Genomic DNA, 19,317 nt, shown 5'->3' on the forward strand with positions numbered 1-19,317 from the left:
CGCCTCAGTGAAGGGGCTTGCCCTTGAGCAGCTTGCGCACCCAGTAGCGGGCGGGATGCAGCGCTTCCAGCAGCTCGGCCGCCAGCGGCAGCGGCTCACCGCAGATCTCGCTGGCGACCAGCTCGCCGCAGAGCGGGGCCGAGCAGAGGCCCCGTGAGCCCAGGGCCCCCACCACGAACAGGCCGGGATGGAGCGGCAGGGGCGCCGCGTGCTGCCGATCGGACTGCAGCCCGGCATAGTGCGCCGCGAGATTCGCCAGTCGGACGACGGGCCCTGCCACCGGCAGGTGATCCCGGCTGGCGCAGCGCACCCCGACCCGGGCCTCGGCCGCGCTCACATCCACCTCCGCAGGCCAGGTCTGCTCCGGCAGGCAGGCTTGCAGCCGAGCCTGATTTTGTATCTGCTCATCGGCGCTGTAGTCGGTCGTGCTCTGGTTGCGGCCATAGCTGGCGCCGATGCAGTGTTCTGCATCATGGGCTGGGGTGAGATAGCCGTCGTAGCAGAGCACCGTCTTGAGCCGGCTCAGGGTGGCCGTGGTCGGTACGTGGCTCACCTGGCCGCGCACCGGATAGAGCGGCAGCTCGGTAAAGGGCAGCAAGGCCTGCAGCCGGTGACCGGCGGCGACCACCAGATTGGGGGTCTGCCAGTGGCGACCATCCTGTGTCTCGACCCGCCAACCGTCGAGCTGCTCGTCGACAGCGGTGATGGGGATACCGTATTCCACTCGCAGCAGGCCGCTCGCCTGCGCCTCTTTGATGGCGGCGCGGGTCAGGTCCACCGGGCAGAGCCAGCCTCCCAGCGGGTAGCCGACGCCGCCATGGCCGCAGGGCAACCCGCATTCGGACTCGACCTCGGCGGGGGTCAGCGGGCGCATCAGCGCGGGCGGGAAGGGGCCCTGACCCATCTTGCCGAGCTTGGCGACGGACTTGTCGTCATAGCCGAGCTGCACCACGCCGCACAGGTCAAAGGCGATGGGATGACGCTCGGCGAGTGCCAGCAAGCGGTTGCGGGCATAGCCGAACGCCAGGGAATAGAAGCGGGAGAGGGCATCGTGCTCGCCATTGAGCAGGGGATAGAGCGCCCCCTGCCGGTTGCCGGAGGCACCGGTGGCGGGCTCGCCATCTTCACACAAGAGTGTGACCCTGCGCCCGCGCTCCACCAGGGAGAGGGCTGTCATGGCCGAGGCGATGCCGCCGCCGATGATCAGCACCTCGCCGTCTCGCCCTGCCTGACGGGCATACCAGGGCGCTATGGTCTGCTGCGGTTGCTTGTCGGCCCTGTCTCCCACCAGCATCTCCCGCTTGCTGCCGTGGCCCTTAGTCTTCTTCATGGCAAAGCCAGCCTCAATGAGGCCGCGGCGCACGAAGCCGGCGCAGGTGAAGGTGGCGATGCTGGCCCTGGGGCGGGCGAGGCGGGCGAGGCCGTCGAACAACTCTTGCGTCCACATCTCGGGATTCTTGGCCGGGGAGAAACCATCCAGATACCAGGCATCCACCAGCCCCTGTGGACCGTGGGGCACCTGGGGCAGCATGTCTTTGATGTCGCCAAACCAGAGATCGAGCCGAACTCGCCCCTCGGCGAACTGCAGGCGGTGGCAGCCGGACACCGGCAGCGGCCACTGCGCGATGAGCGCCTGACTCAAATGAGCGAGCTCTGGCCAGGCCGCCAGTGCCTTGCCAAGGTCGGCCTGGGTGAGAGGGTACTTTTCGAAGCTGATAAAGTGCAGACGAGCACAGCGATCGGGGTCGCTTCCCTGTTCCAAAAAGGCGGCCATTGTCGCCAGAAAGTTAAGGCCTGTGCCGAAACCTGTTTCGCCAATCACGAAATTGTCACTATCGTGGTGTGAAAATCGCGCCGGTAGCCGGTTTTGCTGTAAAAAGACGTAGCGGGTTTCACTTAGACCGTTATCATTGGAAAAGTACACATCCCCGAACTCACTGGAGACTGGAGTTCCCGCTTCATTCCAGTCCAATCGGGCATGATGTAAGGATGTTTGACTCACGTTTTCCTCTGCTCGCGTCACAAATTCGCGGGCATTCTACGTGAAAGCAGACCAGTTTGGCAGCCGAAAGCGGGTAGACTCGGTGCCAGTTTTTCCAGACGAGATGAATTAATGAGAAGAGCAGTGATCACCGGTATCGGCGTCATCTCCAGTATCGGCAACAACAAGGAAGAAGTGCTGGCCTCCCTGAAAGCAGGTAAATCCGGCATCACCTATTCCGAGCAGTTTGAACAATACAACCTGCGCAGCCGTGTCTGGGGTAACATCAAACTCGATCCGTCTGAACTGATCGACCGTAAAGTCATGCGTTTCATGGGCGACGCCGCCGCGTATGCCTATCTCTCCATGCAGCAGGCCATCGAAGATGCCGGGCTGCCGGAGGATCAGGTTTCCAACGAGCGCACTGGCATCGTGGTCGGCTCTGGCGGTGCGTCCGGCAAGAACACGTCGGAGTCTGCGGATATTGCCCGTGAGAAAGGCGTCAAGCGGGTGGGTCCCTACATGGTGCCGCGTACCATGTCCTCCACCACCTCCGCCTGCCTGGCCACCCCGTTCAAGATCAAGGGTGTCAACTACACCATCAGCTCCGCCTGCGCCACCTCTGCCCACTGCATCGGTCACGCGCTGGAGCTGATCCAGCTCGGCAAGCAGGACATCGTCTTCGCCGGCGGCGGCGAGGAGCTGGACTGGTCCTCGACCATCCAGTTCGACGCCATGGGTGCCCTCTCTACCAAGTACAACGACAACCCGGAAAAGGCCTCCCGTACCTATGACGCGGACCGCGACGGTTTCGTCATCTCCGGTGGCGGCGGCATCCTGGTGGTCGAGGAGCTGGAACATGCCCTGGCTCGCGGCGCCCACATCTACGCCGAGATCACCGGTTACGGTGCGACCTCCGACGGCTATGACATGGTGGCTCCGAGCGGCGAAGGCGCGGTGCGTTGCATGAAGATGGCGATGCAGGGCGTCGGCACCGTGGACTACATCAACACCCACGGTACCTCCACCCCGGTCGGCGATACCAAGGAGCTGGAGGCCATCCAGACTCTGTTTGGCAGCAATTCGCCCAAGCTCTCCGCCACCAAGGCCATGACGGGCCATGCCCTCGGCGCCGCCGGTGTGCACGAGGCCGTCTACTCCCTGCTGATGATGCAGCACGGCTTCATCGCCCCCAGCATCAACATCGAGACCCTGGACGAGAAGGCCATCGGCCTGCCCATCGTACGCGAGTGCGAGGCCGCCGAGCTCAATACCGTCATGTCCAACAGCTTCGGCTTCGGCGGTACCAATGCTTCCCTGGTGTTCAGCCGATTCAAGGCTTGATGATCCGGAAAGTAGATTGAAAAAGGCGCCGCGAGGCGCCTTTTTTTATGGGGAAATCGATGACTCTCAGGCCGGCTCGGTCAGCGGCAGCCGCATGTAGACGGCCCCTTCTCCATACTCGGCCAGCGACTTTCGGGTGGCGGCCGGCAGGAAGCCCTGCTTGCGCCAGAAGGCCGGTGCGTCCTGTACCGCCACCAGCCCCGCATGTTCATACCCTTGATCGCAGGCAAACTCGAGGGCGGTCTCGAGCAGGCGCTGGCCTATGCCCCGACCCCGTGCCAGGGGCGAGACCGCCAGATCGTGCAGATAGAACTCCTCATCCCCAGCCAGGCTCGACAGGGATACGGAGAGGGGTGGGGGCTGGTGGGCACGCCAGGGATGGCAGAGCAGGTAGCCCAGCACCTCGCCGCCATGTTCGGCCACCCAGCAGCAGGCCGGGGCCAGCTCGGCCTTGTTGCTCATCACCTCGAGGGGCTCGGGCTCCAGCTGGTGATAGCAGTCGCTCTGAATGCGCATGATGGCGGGCCAGTCGTCGGCCAGGGTCGTGCGGATCTTGATCATGGTACTGTGACGTTCGCTCGTGCCGGTGGGTGACGGGAAAATTGCGTCAGCCAGCATAGCAGAGCGCGGCGACGAACTGAACAACCATATCCAAACGATGCCTTTTTAAGGCAGGCGCGTTAGCGGACCGGCTGCTTGCTCACCACCCTGATCAGCTGATAGCGCACCGAGGAGGCATCGGCGGGGACATCGGTCAGCTGCTCGGTGCGCACTTCCAGCTGATAGCGGAAGCCCGGCTCGAAGGTGAAGCCCTCGATCTGCTGGTAGAAGAGGCTCCAGCTTGCGCCCGGCTGGCTGCGCACCTGCATGCACTTCATGGGGGCGACACCGACGCAGTCGGCCAGCTGATCCTGGATGTAGAGGGTCTCGGTGGTCGGGGTGCTCTGGCAGGCGCCGAGCAACAGGGCGGAGCAGAGCAGCAGGGGGGCTTTCATGATGGTGTGTCCTTGACGTAAAAGGGCGCGATTAGACCCTCAAATAAAAAGGCGGTCAATGACCGCCTTTGTAACAAACCATGTCAGATGCCGGGATCAGCGCTGATCGAGCGGGGTGAATTCCCGTTGGGCCAGGCCGGTATAGAGCTGACGCGGACGGCCGATCTTCTGGTCCGGGTCCGAGTGCATCTCGTTCCAGTGGGCGATCCAGCCGATGGTGCGAGAGATGGCGAAGATCACGGTGAACATGGACATGGGGATGCCGATGGCCTTCATGATGATGCCGGAGTAGAAGTCCACGTTCGGGTAGAGCTTCTTCTCGATGAAGTAGGGATCGGACAGCGCGATGCGCTCCAGCTCCATGGCCACATCCAGCAGCGGATCCTTGATCTGCAGCTCTTGCAGCACCTCGTGGCAGGTCTGACGCATGACCTGGGCACGGGGATCGTGGTTCTTGTAGACCCGATGGCCGAAGCCCATCAGACGGAAGGGATCGTTCTTGTCCTTGGCCTTGGCGATGAACTCGGGGATGCGTTCCACCGATCCGATCTCCTCGAGCATCTTGAGGCAGGCTTCGTTGGCGCCGCCGTGAGCCGGCCCCCACAGGGAGGCGATCCCCGCGGCGATACAGGCAAACGGGTTGGCACCGGAGGAGCCGGCCAGACGCACTGTGGAGGTGGAGGCGTTCTGCTCGTGATCCGCGTGCAGGGTGAAGATGCGATCCATGGCCCGCTCGACGATGGGGTTGACCTTATACTCTTCGGTCGGCACACCAAACATCATGTGCAGGAAGTTGCCGGCATAGGAGAGGGCGTTACGCGGCTGCATGAACGGCTGACCGATGGAGTACTTGTAGCACATGGCGGCCAGGGTCGGCATCTTGGAGAGCAGACGGAAGGCGCAGATCTCGCGATGCTCTTCGTTGTTGATATCGAGGGCATCGTGATAGAAGGCGGACAGGGCGCTGACCACACCACACATGATCGCCATGGGGTGGGAGTCACGACGGAAGCCGCGGAAGAAGAAGGCGATCTGCTCGTGCACCATGGTATGGCGGGTGACCAGGCGTTCAAATTCCGCGTATTGCGTCTTGGTGGGCGCCTCGCCGTACAGCAGGATGTAGCACACTTCGAGGTAGCTGGCCTGGGTGGCCAACTGGGCGATGGGATAACCACGGTGCAGCAAGACACCCTGATCTCCGTCGATATAGGTAATGGATGATTTACAAGCACCGGTGGCCATAAAGCCGGGATCGAAGGTGAAGTACCCTTGAGCACCCAGTTTTCTGACATCGATTACATCGGGTCCGACAGTTCCAGACAGGATCGGTAGTTCTACCGGCTCTTTTCCGGGCAGATGTAGGGTGGCTATCTTATCAGCCATAGCACGTCTCCTTTGCTCTTTTATAATTTGGTTCCAGTCCTACTTTATTACGACTTTCATAACGCTGGCAAAGGTTCTTACCCATACCGCGGCGGCTGGAGCGCCTTATTTGAACCAGAGATCCACCTTCTTGTCAATTTTACTGAATGATCATTAATGACTTGTTAAAGCCATTGTGAGATCTGGTTTACGGTTTTGGGTTTTCTATGTAGCCAATTGATTGTCATTGGTTAAGGCCGCCGATATACTGCGCCTCGTGGGTGATGGTCGTCGGTGTTTGAAACGCTTTCGCAAAGCCAGATGTGATATCTAAAATGTTGTTTTTGGCTTTTCCGAGTTGTTTTGGTAACAAAAACCTAACAAATGCCACTCCTAGCCCTCAAAGCGTGTGAAAACAATAACTAACGTGCTCAATGGAGCTGAGTGGGCAAAGCCGTGAAAAATAAACAGAGACCTGTAAACCTCGACCTGCAAACGATCAGCTTTCCTGTCACCGCCATCGCTTCCATCTTGCACCGTGTCTCAGGGGTCATCACCTTTGTGGCGCTCGCAATCTTGCTGTGGATGCTTGGTACTTCACTCTCCTCTCCCGAAGGATTTGAGTCGGTCGTTGCCATCATGGACAACTTCCTGGTCAAGTTCGTGTTGTGGGGGATCCTGACCGCGCTGGCTTACCACATTGTGGGTGGTCTGCGTCACCTGGTCATGGACATGGGGCATTGGGAAGAGCTGGAATCCGGTAATCAGAGTGCCCGCGTGGGCTTCGTGATCACCGCGGTTCTGGCGGTATTGGCGGGGGTGCTGGTATGGTAACCAATTCTGCAACTTTCGGGCGCAGCGGCGTTCATGATTACATCCTGATCCGCGCCACCGCTCTCATCATGACGTGCTACGTCCTCTACCTGGTTGGCTTTGTCGCCATCAACGACATCAGCTACGAGGTGTGGACCGGCTTCTTCGCTAAAACCTTCACCAAGGTCTTCACCCTGCTGACGCTGCTGTGCGTCCTGATCCACGCCTGGATCGGTCTGTGGCAGGTGCTGACCGACTATATCAAACCGGTAGGACTGCGCGGTGCGCTGCAATTCGCACTGGTTGTGGTGCTGTTTGTCTATCTGATGACTGGTTTCGTCGTGCTGTGGGGGGTGTAAGGTGACTATTCCAACTCGTGAATTTGATGCGGTGGTGATCGGTGCCGGCGGTGCCGGTATGCGCGCCGCCCTGCAGATTGCCCAGTCCGGCAAGAGCTGCGCCCTGTTATCCAAGGTTTTCCCGACTCGTTCCCACACCGTTTCCGCCCAGGGCGGGATCACGGTTGCGCTGGGCAATGCCCATGACGACAACTGGCAGTGGCACATGTATGACACCGTCAAGGGCTCCGATTACATCGGTGACCAGGAAGCGATCGAATACATGTGCAAGACGGGCCCGGAAGCCGTCTATGAACTGGAGAACATGGGCTTGCCCTTCTCCCGTTTTGACAACGGCTCTGTGTATCAACGCCCGTTCGGCGGCCAGTCCAAGAACTTCGGTGGCGAGCAGGCGGCCCGGACCGCGGCTGCGGCCGACCGGACCGGTCACGCCCTGCTGCATACCCTGTATCAGCAGAACGTCAAGAACAAGACCACTGTCTTCTCCGAGTGGTATGCGCTGGATCTGGTGAAGAACCAGGACGGTCACATCGTCGGTTGCACCGCCATCGACATGGAGAGCGGCGAGGTCGTCTACTTCAAGGCCAAGGCCACAGTGCTCGCCACTGGCGGCGCCGGTCGCATCTACCAGTCCACCACCAACGCCCACATCAACACCGGTGACGGTGTCGGCATGGCGCTGCGGGCCGGGGTCGGCGTGCAGGACATGGAGTTCTGGCAGTTCCACCCGACCGGTATCGCCGGGGCAGGGGTGCTGGTCACCGAAGGCTGCCGTGGTGAAGGCGGCTATCTGCTGAACAAAGACGGCGAGCGCTTCATGGAGCGTTATGCCCCCAACGCCAAGGACCTGGCTGGTCGCGACGTGGTGGCCCGCTCCATCATGATCGAGATCCGCGAAGGCCGTGGCTGTGACGGCCCCTGGGGTCCGCACATCAAGCTCAAGCTGGATCACCTCGGTAAAGAGGTTCTGGAATCCCGTCTGCCGGGGATCTGCGAGCTGTCGCGCACCTTCGCCCACGTGGATCCGGTCAAGGAACCCATCCCCATCATCCCGACCTGCCACTACATGATGGGCGGCGTGCCGACCAGCGTGAACGGTCAGTGCCTGAGCCAGGATAAAGATGGCAACGACGTGCCTGTGGTCGGTCTGTTCGCGGTGGGTGAAATCGCCTGCGTGTCGGTACACGGCGCCAACCGCCTGGGTGGCAATTCCCTGCTGGATCTCATCGTGTTTGGCCGCGCCGCCGGCATGCACCTGGTGGAGAGCCTGGGTCAGATGGAGCACGGTCGCGAGGCCTCCGAGGCCGATCTGGACGCCGCCCTTGCCCGTTTCAACCGTTGGGAAGCCAACCGTGACGGGGAAGACCCGGCCCAGATCCGCAAGGATCTGCAGCGCTGCATGCAGAACAACTTCTCGGTATTCCGGGAAGGGGATGCCATGGCAGAAGGGCTGGCCGAGCTGAAACTCATCCGCGAGCGGCTGAAGAATGCCCGTCTGGACGACACCTCCAAGGAGTTCAACACCCAGCGCATCGAGTGCCTGGAGCTGGACAACCTGATGGAGACGGCGTTTGCCACCGCGGTGGCGGCCAACTTCCGTACCGAGAGTCGTGGTGCCCACAGCCGCTTCGACTTCCCGGATCGCGACGATGAGGGTTGGCTGTGCCACAGCCTCTATCACCCGGACACCGAGTCCATGACTCGTCGCGCTGTCAACATGTCTCCGAAGACGCGCGAGGCATTCCCACCCAAGGTGCGGACCTATTGATGATGGAGCCAGGTGCGATGCAGGCCACCTCATCGATCTATCGCTACATTCGCCGGTCTGCGAAGAGGTGGGAGGCACTCCCATCTCGCTTATCCAAGGTGCGGACTAACTGATTGCGGAGCCAAGTACAATGAACGTCACATTCTCAGTCTACAGATACAATCCGGATGTTGATAACGTCCCCCACATGAAGGATTATCGTCTTGATATTCCTGAAGGTTCCGACATGATGGTGCTCGACGCACTGATCCAGCTCAAGGAGCTGGATCCCACGCTCTCCTTCCGCCGCTCCTGCCGCGAAGGGGTCTGTGGATCAGACGGTCTCAACATGAATGGCAAGAACGGTCTTGCCTGTATCACTCCGCTCTCCGATCTGCTGAAGAAGGGCAACAAGGTCGTCCTCCGTCCCTTGCCCGGCCTGCCGGTGATCCGTGACCTGGTGATCGACATGACCCAGTTCTACACCCAGTGGGAGAAGGTCAAACCCTTCCTCATCAACGAGGACAAGCTGCCGCCCGTGCGTGAGCACCTGCAATCCCCCGAAGAGCGCGCCAAGCTGGACGGTCTGTACGAGTGTATTCTCTGTGCCTGCTGCTCCACCTCTTGCCCCTCCTTCTGGTGGAATCCGGACAAGTTCATCGGCCCCGCCGGTCTGCTCGCCGCCTATCGCTGGCTGGCCGACAGCCGCGACACCGCGGCCAGTGAGCGACTGGGTAACCTGGACGACGCCTTTAGCGTGTTCCGCTGCCACGGCATCATGAACTGCGTGAGCGTCTGCCCCAAGGGCTTGAACCCGACCAAGGCCATCGGTCAGATAAAGTCGATGTTACTCAACCGGGCTGTTTAGTATCAGGGCCAGGGCGTCACGCGCCGGGCCCGACCTCTGGATAGCCATCCAACCCCCTGGTGGGATGGCTATTTAAACCCTACAAGCTGCGCTGCAGTGAACAAGATGTACAAGGGATAGAAATGCATAACGGCGTGATGAAGGCCTGGTTGGAGTCATCTCACCTGGCTGGTGCGAATGCAAGCTACATTGAGGATTTGTACGAATCCTTCCTTGAAAACCCCGAATCCGTGGCCGATGAGTGGCGCAGCCTGTTCGAACAGCTGCCCCAAGTCAATGGTCACGCGGTGGAACAACCTCATTCCCAGGTCCGCGACTATTTCCGCCGCCTGGCCAAGGACCCTTCCCGTTACAGCGCGCCTGTCACCGATCCGCAAGTGGACGCCAAACAGGTTCGCGTACTGCAAATGATCAACGCCTTCCGTTTCCGTGGCCATCAAAATGCCAATCTGGATCCGCTCGGCCTCTGGGCACGTGAAACCGTTGCCGAGCTCGACCCGGCATTCCACAACCTGCAGGGCGCAGACATGGAGACCACCTTCAACGTGGGCTCCTATGCCATAGGTCGCGAGACCATGGTGCTCTCCGATCTCTACGCCTCGCTCAAGAAAACCTATTGCAGCAGCATAGGTGCCGACTACATGCACCTCACCTCCACCGAGGAGAAGCGCTGGCTGCAGGACAGACTCGAATCCATCGAAGCCAAGGGCAGCTACAGCGCCGAGGAGAAGATCCGCTTCCTCGAGAGCCTGACCGCCGCCGAAGGGCTGGAAAAATACCTGGGCGCCAAGTTCCCGGGGGCCAAGCGTTTCTCCCTGGAAGGGGGCGATGCCATGGTACCCATGCTGAAAGAGCTGATCCGTCGCGCCGGTGAGCAGGGCTGCAAGGAAGCCGTCATCGGCATGGCCCACCGCGGCCGCCTGAACGTGCTGATCAACGTGCTCGGCAAACGGGCACAGGAGCTGTTCGACGAATTCGCCGGCAAGCATGGCGAGTCCTGGGGCACCGGGGATGTGAAGTACCACATGGGCTTCTCCTCCGACTTCGCCACCCCGGGCGGCAGCGTCCACCTGGCGCTGGCGTTCAACCCGTCTCACCTCGAGATAGTCAACCCCGTGGTCATCGGCTCGGTGCGTGCGCGCATGGACAGACGTGGCGACAAGGATGGCTCCAGCGTGCTGCCCATCACCATTCACGGTGACTCGGCCATCGCCGGTCAGGGGGTGGTGGCGGAAACCTTCAACATGTCCCAGACCCGTGCCTACGGCGTCGGCGGCACTGTGCGCATCGTCATCAACAACCAGGTGGGCTTCACCACCTCCAACATGCGTGACGTGCGCTCCACCGAATATTGCACCGACATCGCCAAGGCGGTGCAGGCCCCCGTGCTGCACGTCAACGGCGACGACCCGGAAGCCGTGGTGCTGGTGACCCAGATTGCCCTGGATTACCGCAACACCTTCAAGCGCGACGTGGTGATCGAGCTGGTCTGCTACCGTCGGCACGGTCACAACGAGGCCGACGAGCCGAGCGCGACCCAGCCTTTGATGTACCAGAAGATCAAACAGCATCCGACCCCGCGCAAGATCTACGCCGATCAGCTGATCGCCGAAGGCTGCGTCAGCCCGGAGCTGGTCACCGCTCAGGTCAACGACTATCGCGACGCCCTGGACAAGGGGGAGCGGGTGGTCAAGGAGTGGCGTCCAATGGAGCTGCACTCCGTCGACTGGACCCCGTACCTTGGCCACGACTGGGCCATGAACTACGACAGCACGGTGGCGATGGATCACCTGAAGTCCCTGGGGGAGCGCATCAGCCAGTACCCGGCTTCCCATACCTTGCAGCGTCAGGTCGAGAAGATTTACGAAGACCGCCGCACCATGGCCGCCGGCGACAAGCTGGTGGATTGGGGCTTCGCCGAGACCCTGGCCTACGCCACCCTGGTGGACAAGGGCTCCCGCATCCGCATCACCGGGCAGGATTCCGGCCGTGGCACCTTCTTCCACCGCCACGCCGTGCTGCACAACCAGAACGATGCCAGCACCTATACCCCGCTGTGCAACATCCACGAGAGCCAAGGCCCGTTCGAAGTCTATGACTCGGTGCTGTCCGAAGAGGCGGTGCTGGCGTTCGAATACGGTTATGCCAGCGCCGAGCCGGCCGGCCTGACCATCTGGGAAGCCCAGTTTGGCGACTTCGCCAACGGTGCCCAGGTGGTGATCGACCAGTTCCTCTCCTCCGGTGAGCAGAAGTGGGGCCGGATGTGCGGCCTGACCATGCTGCTGCCGCACGGCTACGAGGGGCAGGGCCCAGAGCACTCCTCCGCCCGCCTCGAGCGCTATCTGCAGATGTGCGCCGAGCACAACATGCAGGTGTGCGTGCCCTCCAACCCGGCGCAGGTGTTCCACATGCTGCGTCGCCAGGTGGTACGCCCGATGCGCCGTCCGCTGATCGTGATGTCGCCCAAGTCCCTGCTGCGCCACCCGCTGGCGGTGAGCAAGCTGGAAGAGCTGGCCGAAGGCACCTTCCAGAACGCCATTGGCGAGATCGATGCGCTGGATCCGAAAGGGGTCAAACGGGTGGTGTTCTGCTCCGGCAAGGTCTACTACGACCTGCTCGATGCCCGTCGCAAGGCCGAGCAGCAAGACGTGGCGCTGGTGCGGATCGAGCAGCTCTATCCCTTCCCTGAAGCGGAAGTGCGCGCCATCCTCGCCGATTACACCCAGGCCACCGATTTCGTCTGGTGTCAGGAAGAGCCGCAGAACCAGGGCGCCTGGTACAGCACCCGTCATCACTACGATGGCGTGCTGCCAAGCGGAGCCCGCCTGCGCTATGCCGGTCGCCCAGCCTCGGCCTCACCCGCCGTCGGTTACATGTCTGTCCACACCAAGCAGCAGAAAGCCTTGGTGGAAGATGCCCTTACCCTGTAATACGCCTCTGGCACAGTAGTAAACAAGGAACTGATTACATGACTATCGAGATCAAGGTACCGGACCTGCCCGAATCAGTGGCAGATGCCACCATCGCCACCTGGCACAAGAAACCGGGTGATCTGGTTGCCCGTGACGAAGTGCTGGTTGACATCGAAACCGATAAAGTCGTGCTGGAAGTCCCCGCGCCGGAAGCCGGTGTACTGGGTGACATCCTGCAACTGGAAGGCGCGACCGTGCTGTCCCGCCAGCTGATCGCCATGCTCAAGCCGGCCCCGGTGGCCGGTGAAGAGACCAAGGAGAAGCCGGTCGAAGCCGCCGCCGATGACTCTGCCGAAGGCCTGAGCCCGTCCGTGCGCCGCCTGGTGGCCGAACACTCCATCGACGTGGCCAAGCTGACCGGCACCGGCAAGGGTGGCCGTGTCACCAAGGAAGACGTGGAAGCCTTCATCAAGGGGCTGAGCAAGGCGGCGGTGGCTGCACCTGTCGCGGCTGTGGCGCCAGTGGCGCCCATCGCGCCGCTGGTCGGCCGCACCGAGAAGCGCGTGCCTATGACCCGTCTGCGCAAGCGGATCGCTGAGCGTCTGCTGGAGGCGAAGAACACCACCGCCATGCTGACCACCTTCAACGAGATCAACATGGCGCCCATCATGAAGCTGCGCAAGCAGTACGGCGAGATCTTCGAGAAGAAGCACGGCATCAAGCTTGGCTTCATGTCCTTCTACGTCAAGGCCGTGGTGGAGTCCCTCAAGCGTTACCCGGAAGTGAACGCGGCGCTGGACGGTGACGACATCGTCTATCACAGCTACTTCGACGTCAGCATCGCCGTCTCCACCCCCCGTGGTCTGGTGACCCCGGTGCTGCGTGACTGCGACAACATGAGCCTGGCGGACATCGAGAAGGCCATCAAGGATCTGGCGGGCAAGGGCCGTGACGGCAAGCTGACCGTGGATGAACTGACCGGTGGCAACTTCACCATCACCAACGGTGGTGTGTTCGGCTCCCTGATGTCCACCCCGATCATCAACCCGCCCCAGAGCGCCATCCTGGGGATGCACAAGATCCAGGACAGACCCATGGCGGTGAACGGCCAGGTCGAGATCCTGCCGATGATGTACCTGGCCCTCTCCTACGATCACCGCATCGTCGACGGTCGTGAGTCGGTGGGCTTCCTGGTCTCCATCAAGGAGCTGCTGGAAGATCCAACCCGCCTGCTGCTGGACGTCTAAGAGTATTGGCAGGATCGAGAAGCCCTCGGGCTTTGGAAGATCCGAGCCACATGCTGCTGGACGTCTAAGCGGCATTCGGGACATGACAGGGGGCCTTCGCGGCCCCGCATCGAATGTCTGAGCAAAATTAGAAAGATAATGAGGGGCCCTCGAGGCCCCGTTCACAGGGGATTGAGAAACAACGAGCCCCGGACGGAAATACCTACAACACGGATAGAGCATCTATGAATCTGCATGAATATCAGGCAAAACAGCTGTTTGCCGAGTATGGCCTGCCGGTCTCCGAAGGTTATGCCTGCGCCACCCCGCAGGAAGCGGCCGAAGCGGCCGACAAGATTGGCGGCAACACCTGGGTCGTCAAATGCCAGGTCCACGCCGGTGGCCGCGGTAAAGCGGGCGGCGTCAAGCTGGCCAAGAGCAAGGACGAGATCCGTGCCTTCGCCCAGCACTGGCTCGGCAAGAACCTGGTGACCTATCAGACTGACGCCAACGGTCAGCCGGTCACCAAGATCCTGGTGGAATCCTGCACCGACATCGCCAAGGAGCTCTATCTGGGCGCCGTGGTCGATCGTGGCAGCCGCCGCGTGGTGTTCATGGCCTCCACCGAGGGTGGTGTGGATATCGAGAAGATCGCCCACGAAACCCCGGAACTCATTCACAAGGCGGCCATCGATCCGCTGGTAGGCCCGCAGGCTTACCAGGCGCGCGAGCTGGCCTTCAAGCTGGGTCTGGTCGGCGATCAGATCAAGCAGTTCACCAAGATCTTCTTGGGTCTTGGCCAGATGTTCCTGGACTGCGACTTCGCGCTGTTGGAAATCAACCCGCTGGTGATCACCGACAAGGGCAACCTGCATTGCCTGGACGGCAAGATCAACATCGATGCCAACGCCCTGTATCGCCAGCCCAAGCTGCGCCAGATGCACGATCCGTCCCAGGATGACCCGCGCGAGGCGCACGCCGCCCAGTGGGAGCTGAACTACGTGGCGCTCGATGGCAACATCGGCTGCATGGTCAACGGCGCCGGCCTGGCCATGGGCACCATGGACATCGTCAACCTGCACGGCGGCTCACCGGCCAACTTCTTGGACGTCGGCGGCGGCGCCACCAAGGAGCGCGTGACAGAGGCCTTCAAGATCATCCTGTCTGACAGCAAGGTTCAAGCCGTGCTGGTCAACATCTTCGGCGGCATAGTGCGCTGCGACATGATCGCGGAAGGCATCATAGGTGCGGTCAAGGAAGTGGGGGTCAAGGTGCCCGTGGTAGTGCGTCTGGAAGGCAACAATGCCGAACTGGGTGCCCGTAAACTGGCCGACAGCGGCCTCAATATCATCGCCGCAACGAGTCTGACTGACGCAGCTCAGCAAGTGGTTAAAGCAGCGGAGGCCAAATAATGAGCGTTCTGATCAACAAAGACACCAAGGTGATCTGCCAGGGCTTCACCGGCGGTCAGGGTACCTTCCACTCCGAACAGGCGATTGCCTACGGTACCCAGATGGTCGGCGGCGTGTCCCCGGGCAAGGGTGGCACCACCCACCTGGGCCTGCCGGTGTTCAACACAGTGCGTGATGCCGTCGAAGTGACCGGCGCCACTGCCTCCGTCATCTATGTGCCGGCGCCGTTCTGCAAGGACGCCATCCTGGAAGCGATCGATGCCGGTATCAAGCTCATCGTCACCATCACCGAAGGCATCCCGACCCTGGACATGCTGCAGGTCAAGGTGAAGCTGCAGGAAACCGGCGTGCGCATGATTGGTCCGAACTGCCCGGGTGTGATCACCCCGGGTGAGTGCAAGATCGGCATCATGCCGGGCCACATCCACAAGCCGGGCAAGGTGGGTATCGTCTCCCGCTCCGGCACCCTGACCTACGAAGCGGTCAAGCAGACCACGGACGAGGGCTTCGGTCAGTCCACCTGCGTCGGCATCGGTGGCGACCCTATCCCGGGCTCCAACTTCATCGACATCCTGGAGATGTTCCAGAAGGATCCGCAGACCGAAGCCATCGTCATGATCGGCGAGATCGGCGGCAGCGCAGAGGAAGAGGCGGCGGCCTATATCAAGGCCCACGTCACCAAGCCGGTGGTCTCCTACATCGCGGGCGTCACCGCCCCGGCTGGCAAGCGCATGGGTCATGCGGGCGCCATCATCGCCGGTGGTAAGGGCACGGCGGCAGAGAAGTTTGCCGCCCTGGAAGATGCCGGTGTAAAAACCGTGCGCTCCCTCGCCGATATCGGCAAGGCCCTGCGTGAAGTGACCGGCTGGTAAGTCGTCCCTCGCTGAATGCACAATCCGGAAGCCCAAGGGCTTCCGGATTTTTTTATGGCGGCGCACTGCGCCGCCTTCGTGTTTCTGATATCTGCGCCCGGCGAATGGCTGGCTCATGCTCCCAACCTTGAAAAATCGGGCCAAAAGGGGTATAACCACGCGCTTTCCTGGTCTATTTAGCGAGCCCCTCCATGCAGCAAGTCGAGAAAATGCAGCCAACTCCTTTTTGGCAGGAAAAGACCCTGCAGCAGATGACCGATGCCGAGTGGGAGTCCCTGTGCGATGGCTGCGGCAAGTGCTGCCTGAACAAGCTGATCGACGAGGATACCGAGGAGCTGGTGTTCACCAACGTCGCCTGCGATCTGCTCAACACCAAGACCTGCCAGTGCTCCGATTACGGCAACCGCTTCAAGAAGGAGCCGGACTGCCTGCAGATCACCGTCGACAAGATAGCCGAGTACGACTGGCTGCCCTTCAGCTGCGCCTACCGGCTGCTGGCCGAGGGGCAGAGCCTGCCTGCCTGGCATCCGCTGATCACCGGCAGCCGCAGTGCCATGCATCAGGCCGGCCAGTCGGTGCGCGGCAAGGTGGTGCACGAGGCCCATGCCGGCGACTGGATCGATCACATCATCACCTGGGCCAGTTAAGGCCAGCTGAGCCGACTCAGGCAACCTTTATCCAATTCATGTGCCGCAGGGGCAGGGGAGTCAGACTCTTCTGCCCCTGTTGCTATTGGCATATCCATGATGCGTCTTGAGGGTGGATGGCAGTTTAACAAGGCGGGCCGAGGTTAAGGACCATGAAGCCGTAGATATCATCCCCCGGGCGCCGCTGGCGCACTTCAAATCACGGCTATGGCGCAAGGGCAGTCTGCTGTTCTTGATGCTTTCTGGTGCCGCACAGCGATGCACAGGCGCCATTCCCGGGGTAGAGGGAGTAGTTCGAGGGATGTATGCATCTCCCGGAGTCAGTTGGCCGAGTATGGATTTGTTCTCTTCTGAAAGCGTGAAGGCGAGGGGAGGTTGGGGGGCTAACGCACATCTCGCATCAGCGAGTCAAAGGGAGGGGGTGATCTAGGATCTGGCCATCAGGCATAAAAAAACCGGCGCCTTGGCGCCGGTTTTTGGTCACTGCGATGCTCTATTACAGAGAGGCGGTGAAGGTACGGGTGATGACGTCTTGCTGTTGCTCTTTGGTCAAAGAGTTGAAGCGAACGGCATAACCGGATACGCGGATGGTCAACTGCGGATATTTCTCCGGGTTTTCCATGGCTTCCAGCAGCATTTCACGGTTCATCACGTTGACGTTCAGGTGCTGACCGCCTTCCAGGTTGGCTTCATGGTGGAAGTAACCATCCATCAGGCCTGCCAGGTTGGCTTTCTGGGATTCCATGTCTTTACCCAGCGCGTTCGGCACGATGGAGAAGGTATAGGAGATACCATCTTTGGCGTAGGCGAACGGCAGCTTGGCCACGGAAGTCAGTGAGGCAACGGCACCCTTCTGGTCACGACCGTGCATCGGGTTGGCACCTGGGCCAAACGGCGCACCGGAGCGACGGCCATCCGGGGTGTTACCGGTCTTCTTGCCGTACACCACGTTGGAGGTGATGGTCAGCACGGACTGGGTGGCCACGGCGCCACGGTAGGTGTTGAGCTTCTGAATCTTCTTCATGAAGCGCTCGACCAGGTCACAGGCGATGTCATCGACGCGAGCGTCGTTGTTACCGAACTGCGGGTACTCACCGTCGATCTCGAAGTCGATGGCTACGCCATCTTCGTCACGAACTGGCTTGACCTTGGCGTACTTGATGGCAGACAGGGAGTCAGCTGCCACGGACAGACCGGCGATGCCGCAAGCCATGGTGCGATAGACGTCACGGTCGTGCAGCGCCATCAGGGAGGCTTCGTAGCTGTACTTGTCGTGCATGTAGTGGATGATGTTCAGGGCGGCGACGTATTGCTTGGCCAGCCAGTCCATGAAGTGATCCAGGCGATCCATCACGTCGTTGTACTCGAGGTACTCACCCTTGACCATTTCGGTCTTCGGACCGATCTGGATCTTGAGCTTCTCGTCGATGCCGCCGTTGATTGCATACAGCATGGTCTTGGCCAGGTTGGCACGAGCACCGAAGAACTGCATCTGTTTGCCGACGATCATCGGGGACACACAGCAAGCGATGGCATAGTCATCGTTGTTGAAGTCCGGACGCATCAGGTCATCGTTCTCGTACTGAACGGAAGAGGTCTCGATGGATACCTTGGCGCAGTACTTCTTGAAACCGACCGGCAGCTTCTCGGACCACAGGATGGTCAGGTTCGGCTCAGGGGACGGGCCCATGGTGTACAGGGTGTTCAGCATACGGAAGCTGTTCTTGGTGACCAGGGTACGGCCATCAACGCCCATACCGGCCAGGGTCTCGGTCGCCCACATCGGGTCGCCGGAGAACAGTGAATCGTATTCAGGAGTACGCAGGAAGCGAACCATACGCAGCTTCATGACCATGTGGTCCATCAGCTCCTGAGCTTCTTGCTCGGTCAGCAGGCCTTTCTTCAGGTCACGTTCGATGTACACGTCCAGGAAGCTGGAGGTACGACCGAAGGACATGGCTGCGCCATTCTGGGACTTGACTGCCGCCAGGTAGGCGAAGTAGGTCCACTGCACGGCTTCTTTGGCGTTCTTGGCCGGTACGGAGATGTCGCAGCCATATTTGGCGGCCATCACCTTCATCTGGGCCAGGGCACGGTGCTGCTCGGAGATCTCTTCGCGCAGACGGATGGTGGCTTCCAGATTGACGCCATTTTCCAGGTCGGCTTGCAGGGACTTGAACTGAGCCAGCTTGTCGGCCATCAGGAAGTCGATGCCGTACAGGGCGACACGACGGTAGTCACCGATGATACGGCCACGGCCGTAGGCATCCGGCAGACCGGTGATGACGCCGGATTTACGGCAGTTCAGGATGTCCTTGGTGTAAACGTCGAACACGCCCTGGTTGTGGGTCTTGCGGTACTCGGTGAAGATCTTCTCGACCATCGGGTCCAGTTGACGACCGTACACTTCGCAAGAAGTCTTGACCATCTTGATACCGCCGTTGGCGATGATGGCGCGCTTGAGCGGCTTGTCAGTCTGCAGACCGACGATTTGCTCCAGGCTCTGGTCGATATAGCCGGCATCGTGAGCGGTAATGGTGGAGGGCAGGTCAGTATCAAAATCGACCGGCGCATGAGTGCGGTTCTCGATCTTGATGCCTTCCATGACCTTGTCCCACAGCTTGGTGGTTGCTTCGGTCGCGCCAGCCAGGAAGGACTCGTCACCTTCATACGGGGTGTAGTTCTTCTGGATGAAGTCACGGGTGTTGACAGAGGTCTGCCATTCACCGGCCGCAAAGCCTTCCCATGCTTTTTGGAACTGTTCGTTAAGTTCTGCCAT

At 60.8% G+C, this 19,317-nt stretch carries 15 protein-coding genes; 10 read left to right on the forward strand and 5 right to left on the reverse strand.

All coding sequences use genetic code 11. From position 1 onward, the window contains the following. Positions 1-4 precede the first annotated feature (4 nt). Positions 5-2,023 carry a bifunctional tRNA (5-methylaminomethyl-2-thiouridine)(34)-methyltransferase MnmD/FAD-dependent 5-carboxymethylaminomethyl-2-thiouridine(34) oxidoreductase MnmC gene (gene mnmC, locus KW821_RS16615; RefSeq protein ID WP_218292231.1) on the reverse strand — a complete coding sequence of 673 codons (2,019 nt, stop codon included), beginning with the start codon at positions 2,021-2,023 and terminating at the stop codon, positions 5-7. 90 nt (positions 2,024-2,113) lie between these two features. On the opposite strand from mnmC, the gene fabB reads away from it, so the two are divergent. Further along, on the forward strand, positions 2,114-3,325 hold the full coding sequence (gene fabB / locus KW821_RS16620) for a beta-ketoacyl-ACP synthase I (protein ID WP_042653599.1): 1,212 nt from the start codon (positions 2,114-2,116) through the stop codon (positions 3,323-3,325). A gap of 66 nt (positions 3,326-3,391) precedes the next feature. On the opposite strand, the gene KW821_RS16625 is transcribed toward fabB, so the two are convergent. The 3 genes from KW821_RS16625 to KW821_RS16635 form a co-directional block, all read right to left on the reverse strand. Continuing rightward, on the reverse strand, positions 3,392-3,886 hold the full coding sequence (locus KW821_RS16625) for a GNAT family N-acetyltransferase (protein WP_042653600.1): 495 nt from the start codon (positions 3,884-3,886) through the stop codon (positions 3,392-3,394). A 119-nt stretch (positions 3,887-4,005) separates the two neighbouring features. After that, positions 4,006-4,320: a DUF4377 domain-containing protein gene (locus KW821_RS16630; RefSeq protein WP_218292232.1), complete on the reverse strand. Its 315-nt coding sequence runs from the start codon at positions 4,318-4,320 to the stop codon at positions 4,006-4,008. A 96-nt stretch (positions 4,321-4,416) separates the two neighbouring features. Beyond that, complete coding sequence (locus tag KW821_RS16635) at positions 4,417-5,703, reverse strand: citrate synthase (protein ID WP_042653602.1); 1,287 nt, start codon at positions 5,701-5,703, stop codon at positions 4,417-4,419. A 423-nt stretch (positions 5,704-6,126) separates the two neighbouring features. On the opposite strand from KW821_RS16635, the gene sdhC reads away from it, so the two are divergent. From sdhC to KW821_RS16680, 9 genes are all read left to right on the forward strand, one after another. Next, positions 6,127-6,516 carry a succinate dehydrogenase cytochrome b556 subunit gene (sdhC, locus tag KW821_RS16640; protein ID WP_042653603.1) on the forward strand — a complete coding sequence of 130 codons (390 nt, stop codon included), beginning with the start codon at positions 6,127-6,129 and terminating at the stop codon, positions 6,514-6,516. Further along, a complete protein-coding gene (sdhD, locus tag KW821_RS16645) occupies positions 6,510-6,854 on the forward strand; it encodes a succinate dehydrogenase, hydrophobic membrane anchor protein (protein ID WP_042653604.1) in 345 nt (114 codons plus the stop codon). The genes sdhC and sdhD overlap by 7 nt, the downstream gene beginning before the upstream one ends. Position 6,855: 1 nt before the next feature. After that, a complete protein-coding gene (gene sdhA / locus KW821_RS16650; RefSeq protein ID WP_042653605.1) occupies positions 6,856-8,622 on the forward strand; it encodes a succinate dehydrogenase flavoprotein subunit in 1,767 nt (588 codons plus the stop codon). Positions 8,623-8,752: 130 nt separating this feature from the next. After that, complete coding sequence (locus tag KW821_RS16655; RefSeq protein WP_042653606.1) at positions 8,753-9,469, forward strand: succinate dehydrogenase iron-sulfur subunit; 717 nt, start codon at positions 8,753-8,755, stop codon at positions 9,467-9,469. Between the two features lie 122 nt (positions 9,470-9,591). Next, positions 9,592-12,399, forward strand: coding sequence for a 2-oxoglutarate dehydrogenase E1 component (sucA, locus tag KW821_RS16660; protein ID WP_218292233.1), 2,808 nt, complete (start codon positions 9,592-9,594; stop codon positions 12,397-12,399). A gap of 38 nt (positions 12,400-12,437) precedes the next feature. Next, positions 12,438-13,628, forward strand: a complete 1,191-nt coding sequence (gene odhB / locus KW821_RS16665; RefSeq protein ID WP_042653608.1) for a 2-oxoglutarate dehydrogenase complex dihydrolipoyllysine-residue succinyltransferase — start codon at positions 12,438-12,440, stop codon at positions 13,626-13,628. A gap of 224 nt (positions 13,629-13,852) precedes the next feature. After that, positions 13,853-15,019 carry an ADP-forming succinate--CoA ligase subunit beta gene (gene sucC / locus KW821_RS16670; protein ID WP_218292234.1) on the forward strand — a complete coding sequence of 389 codons (1,167 nt, stop codon included), beginning with the start codon at positions 13,853-13,855 and terminating at the stop codon, positions 15,017-15,019. Then, positions 15,019-15,891 (forward strand): succinate--CoA ligase subunit alpha, encoded by an 873-nt coding sequence (gene sucD, locus KW821_RS16675; protein ID WP_042653610.1) that lies wholly within the window; start codon positions 15,019-15,021, stop codon positions 15,889-15,891. Before sucC ends, sucD begins: the two co-directional genes overlap by 1 nt. Positions 15,892-16,100: 209 nt before the next feature. Next, positions 16,101-16,538 (forward strand): YcgN family cysteine cluster protein, encoded by a 438-nt coding sequence (locus KW821_RS16680; protein WP_218292284.1) that lies wholly within the window; start codon positions 16,101-16,103, stop codon positions 16,536-16,538. Between the two features lie 496 nt (positions 16,539-17,034). Here KW821_RS16680 and pflB read toward each other — a convergent pair whose 3' ends face one another. Further along, on the reverse strand, positions 17,035-19,317 hold the full coding sequence (gene pflB, locus KW821_RS16685; RefSeq protein WP_042653758.1) for a formate C-acetyltransferase: 2,283 nt from the start codon (positions 19,315-19,317) through the stop codon (positions 17,035-17,037).

It is taken from the genome of Aeromonas sp. sif2416 (genome assembly GCF_019218665.1).
In the GTDB taxonomy this organism is placed as follows: Bacteria; Pseudomonadota; Gammaproteobacteria; order Enterobacterales; family Aeromonadaceae; genus Aeromonas; species Aeromonas encheleia.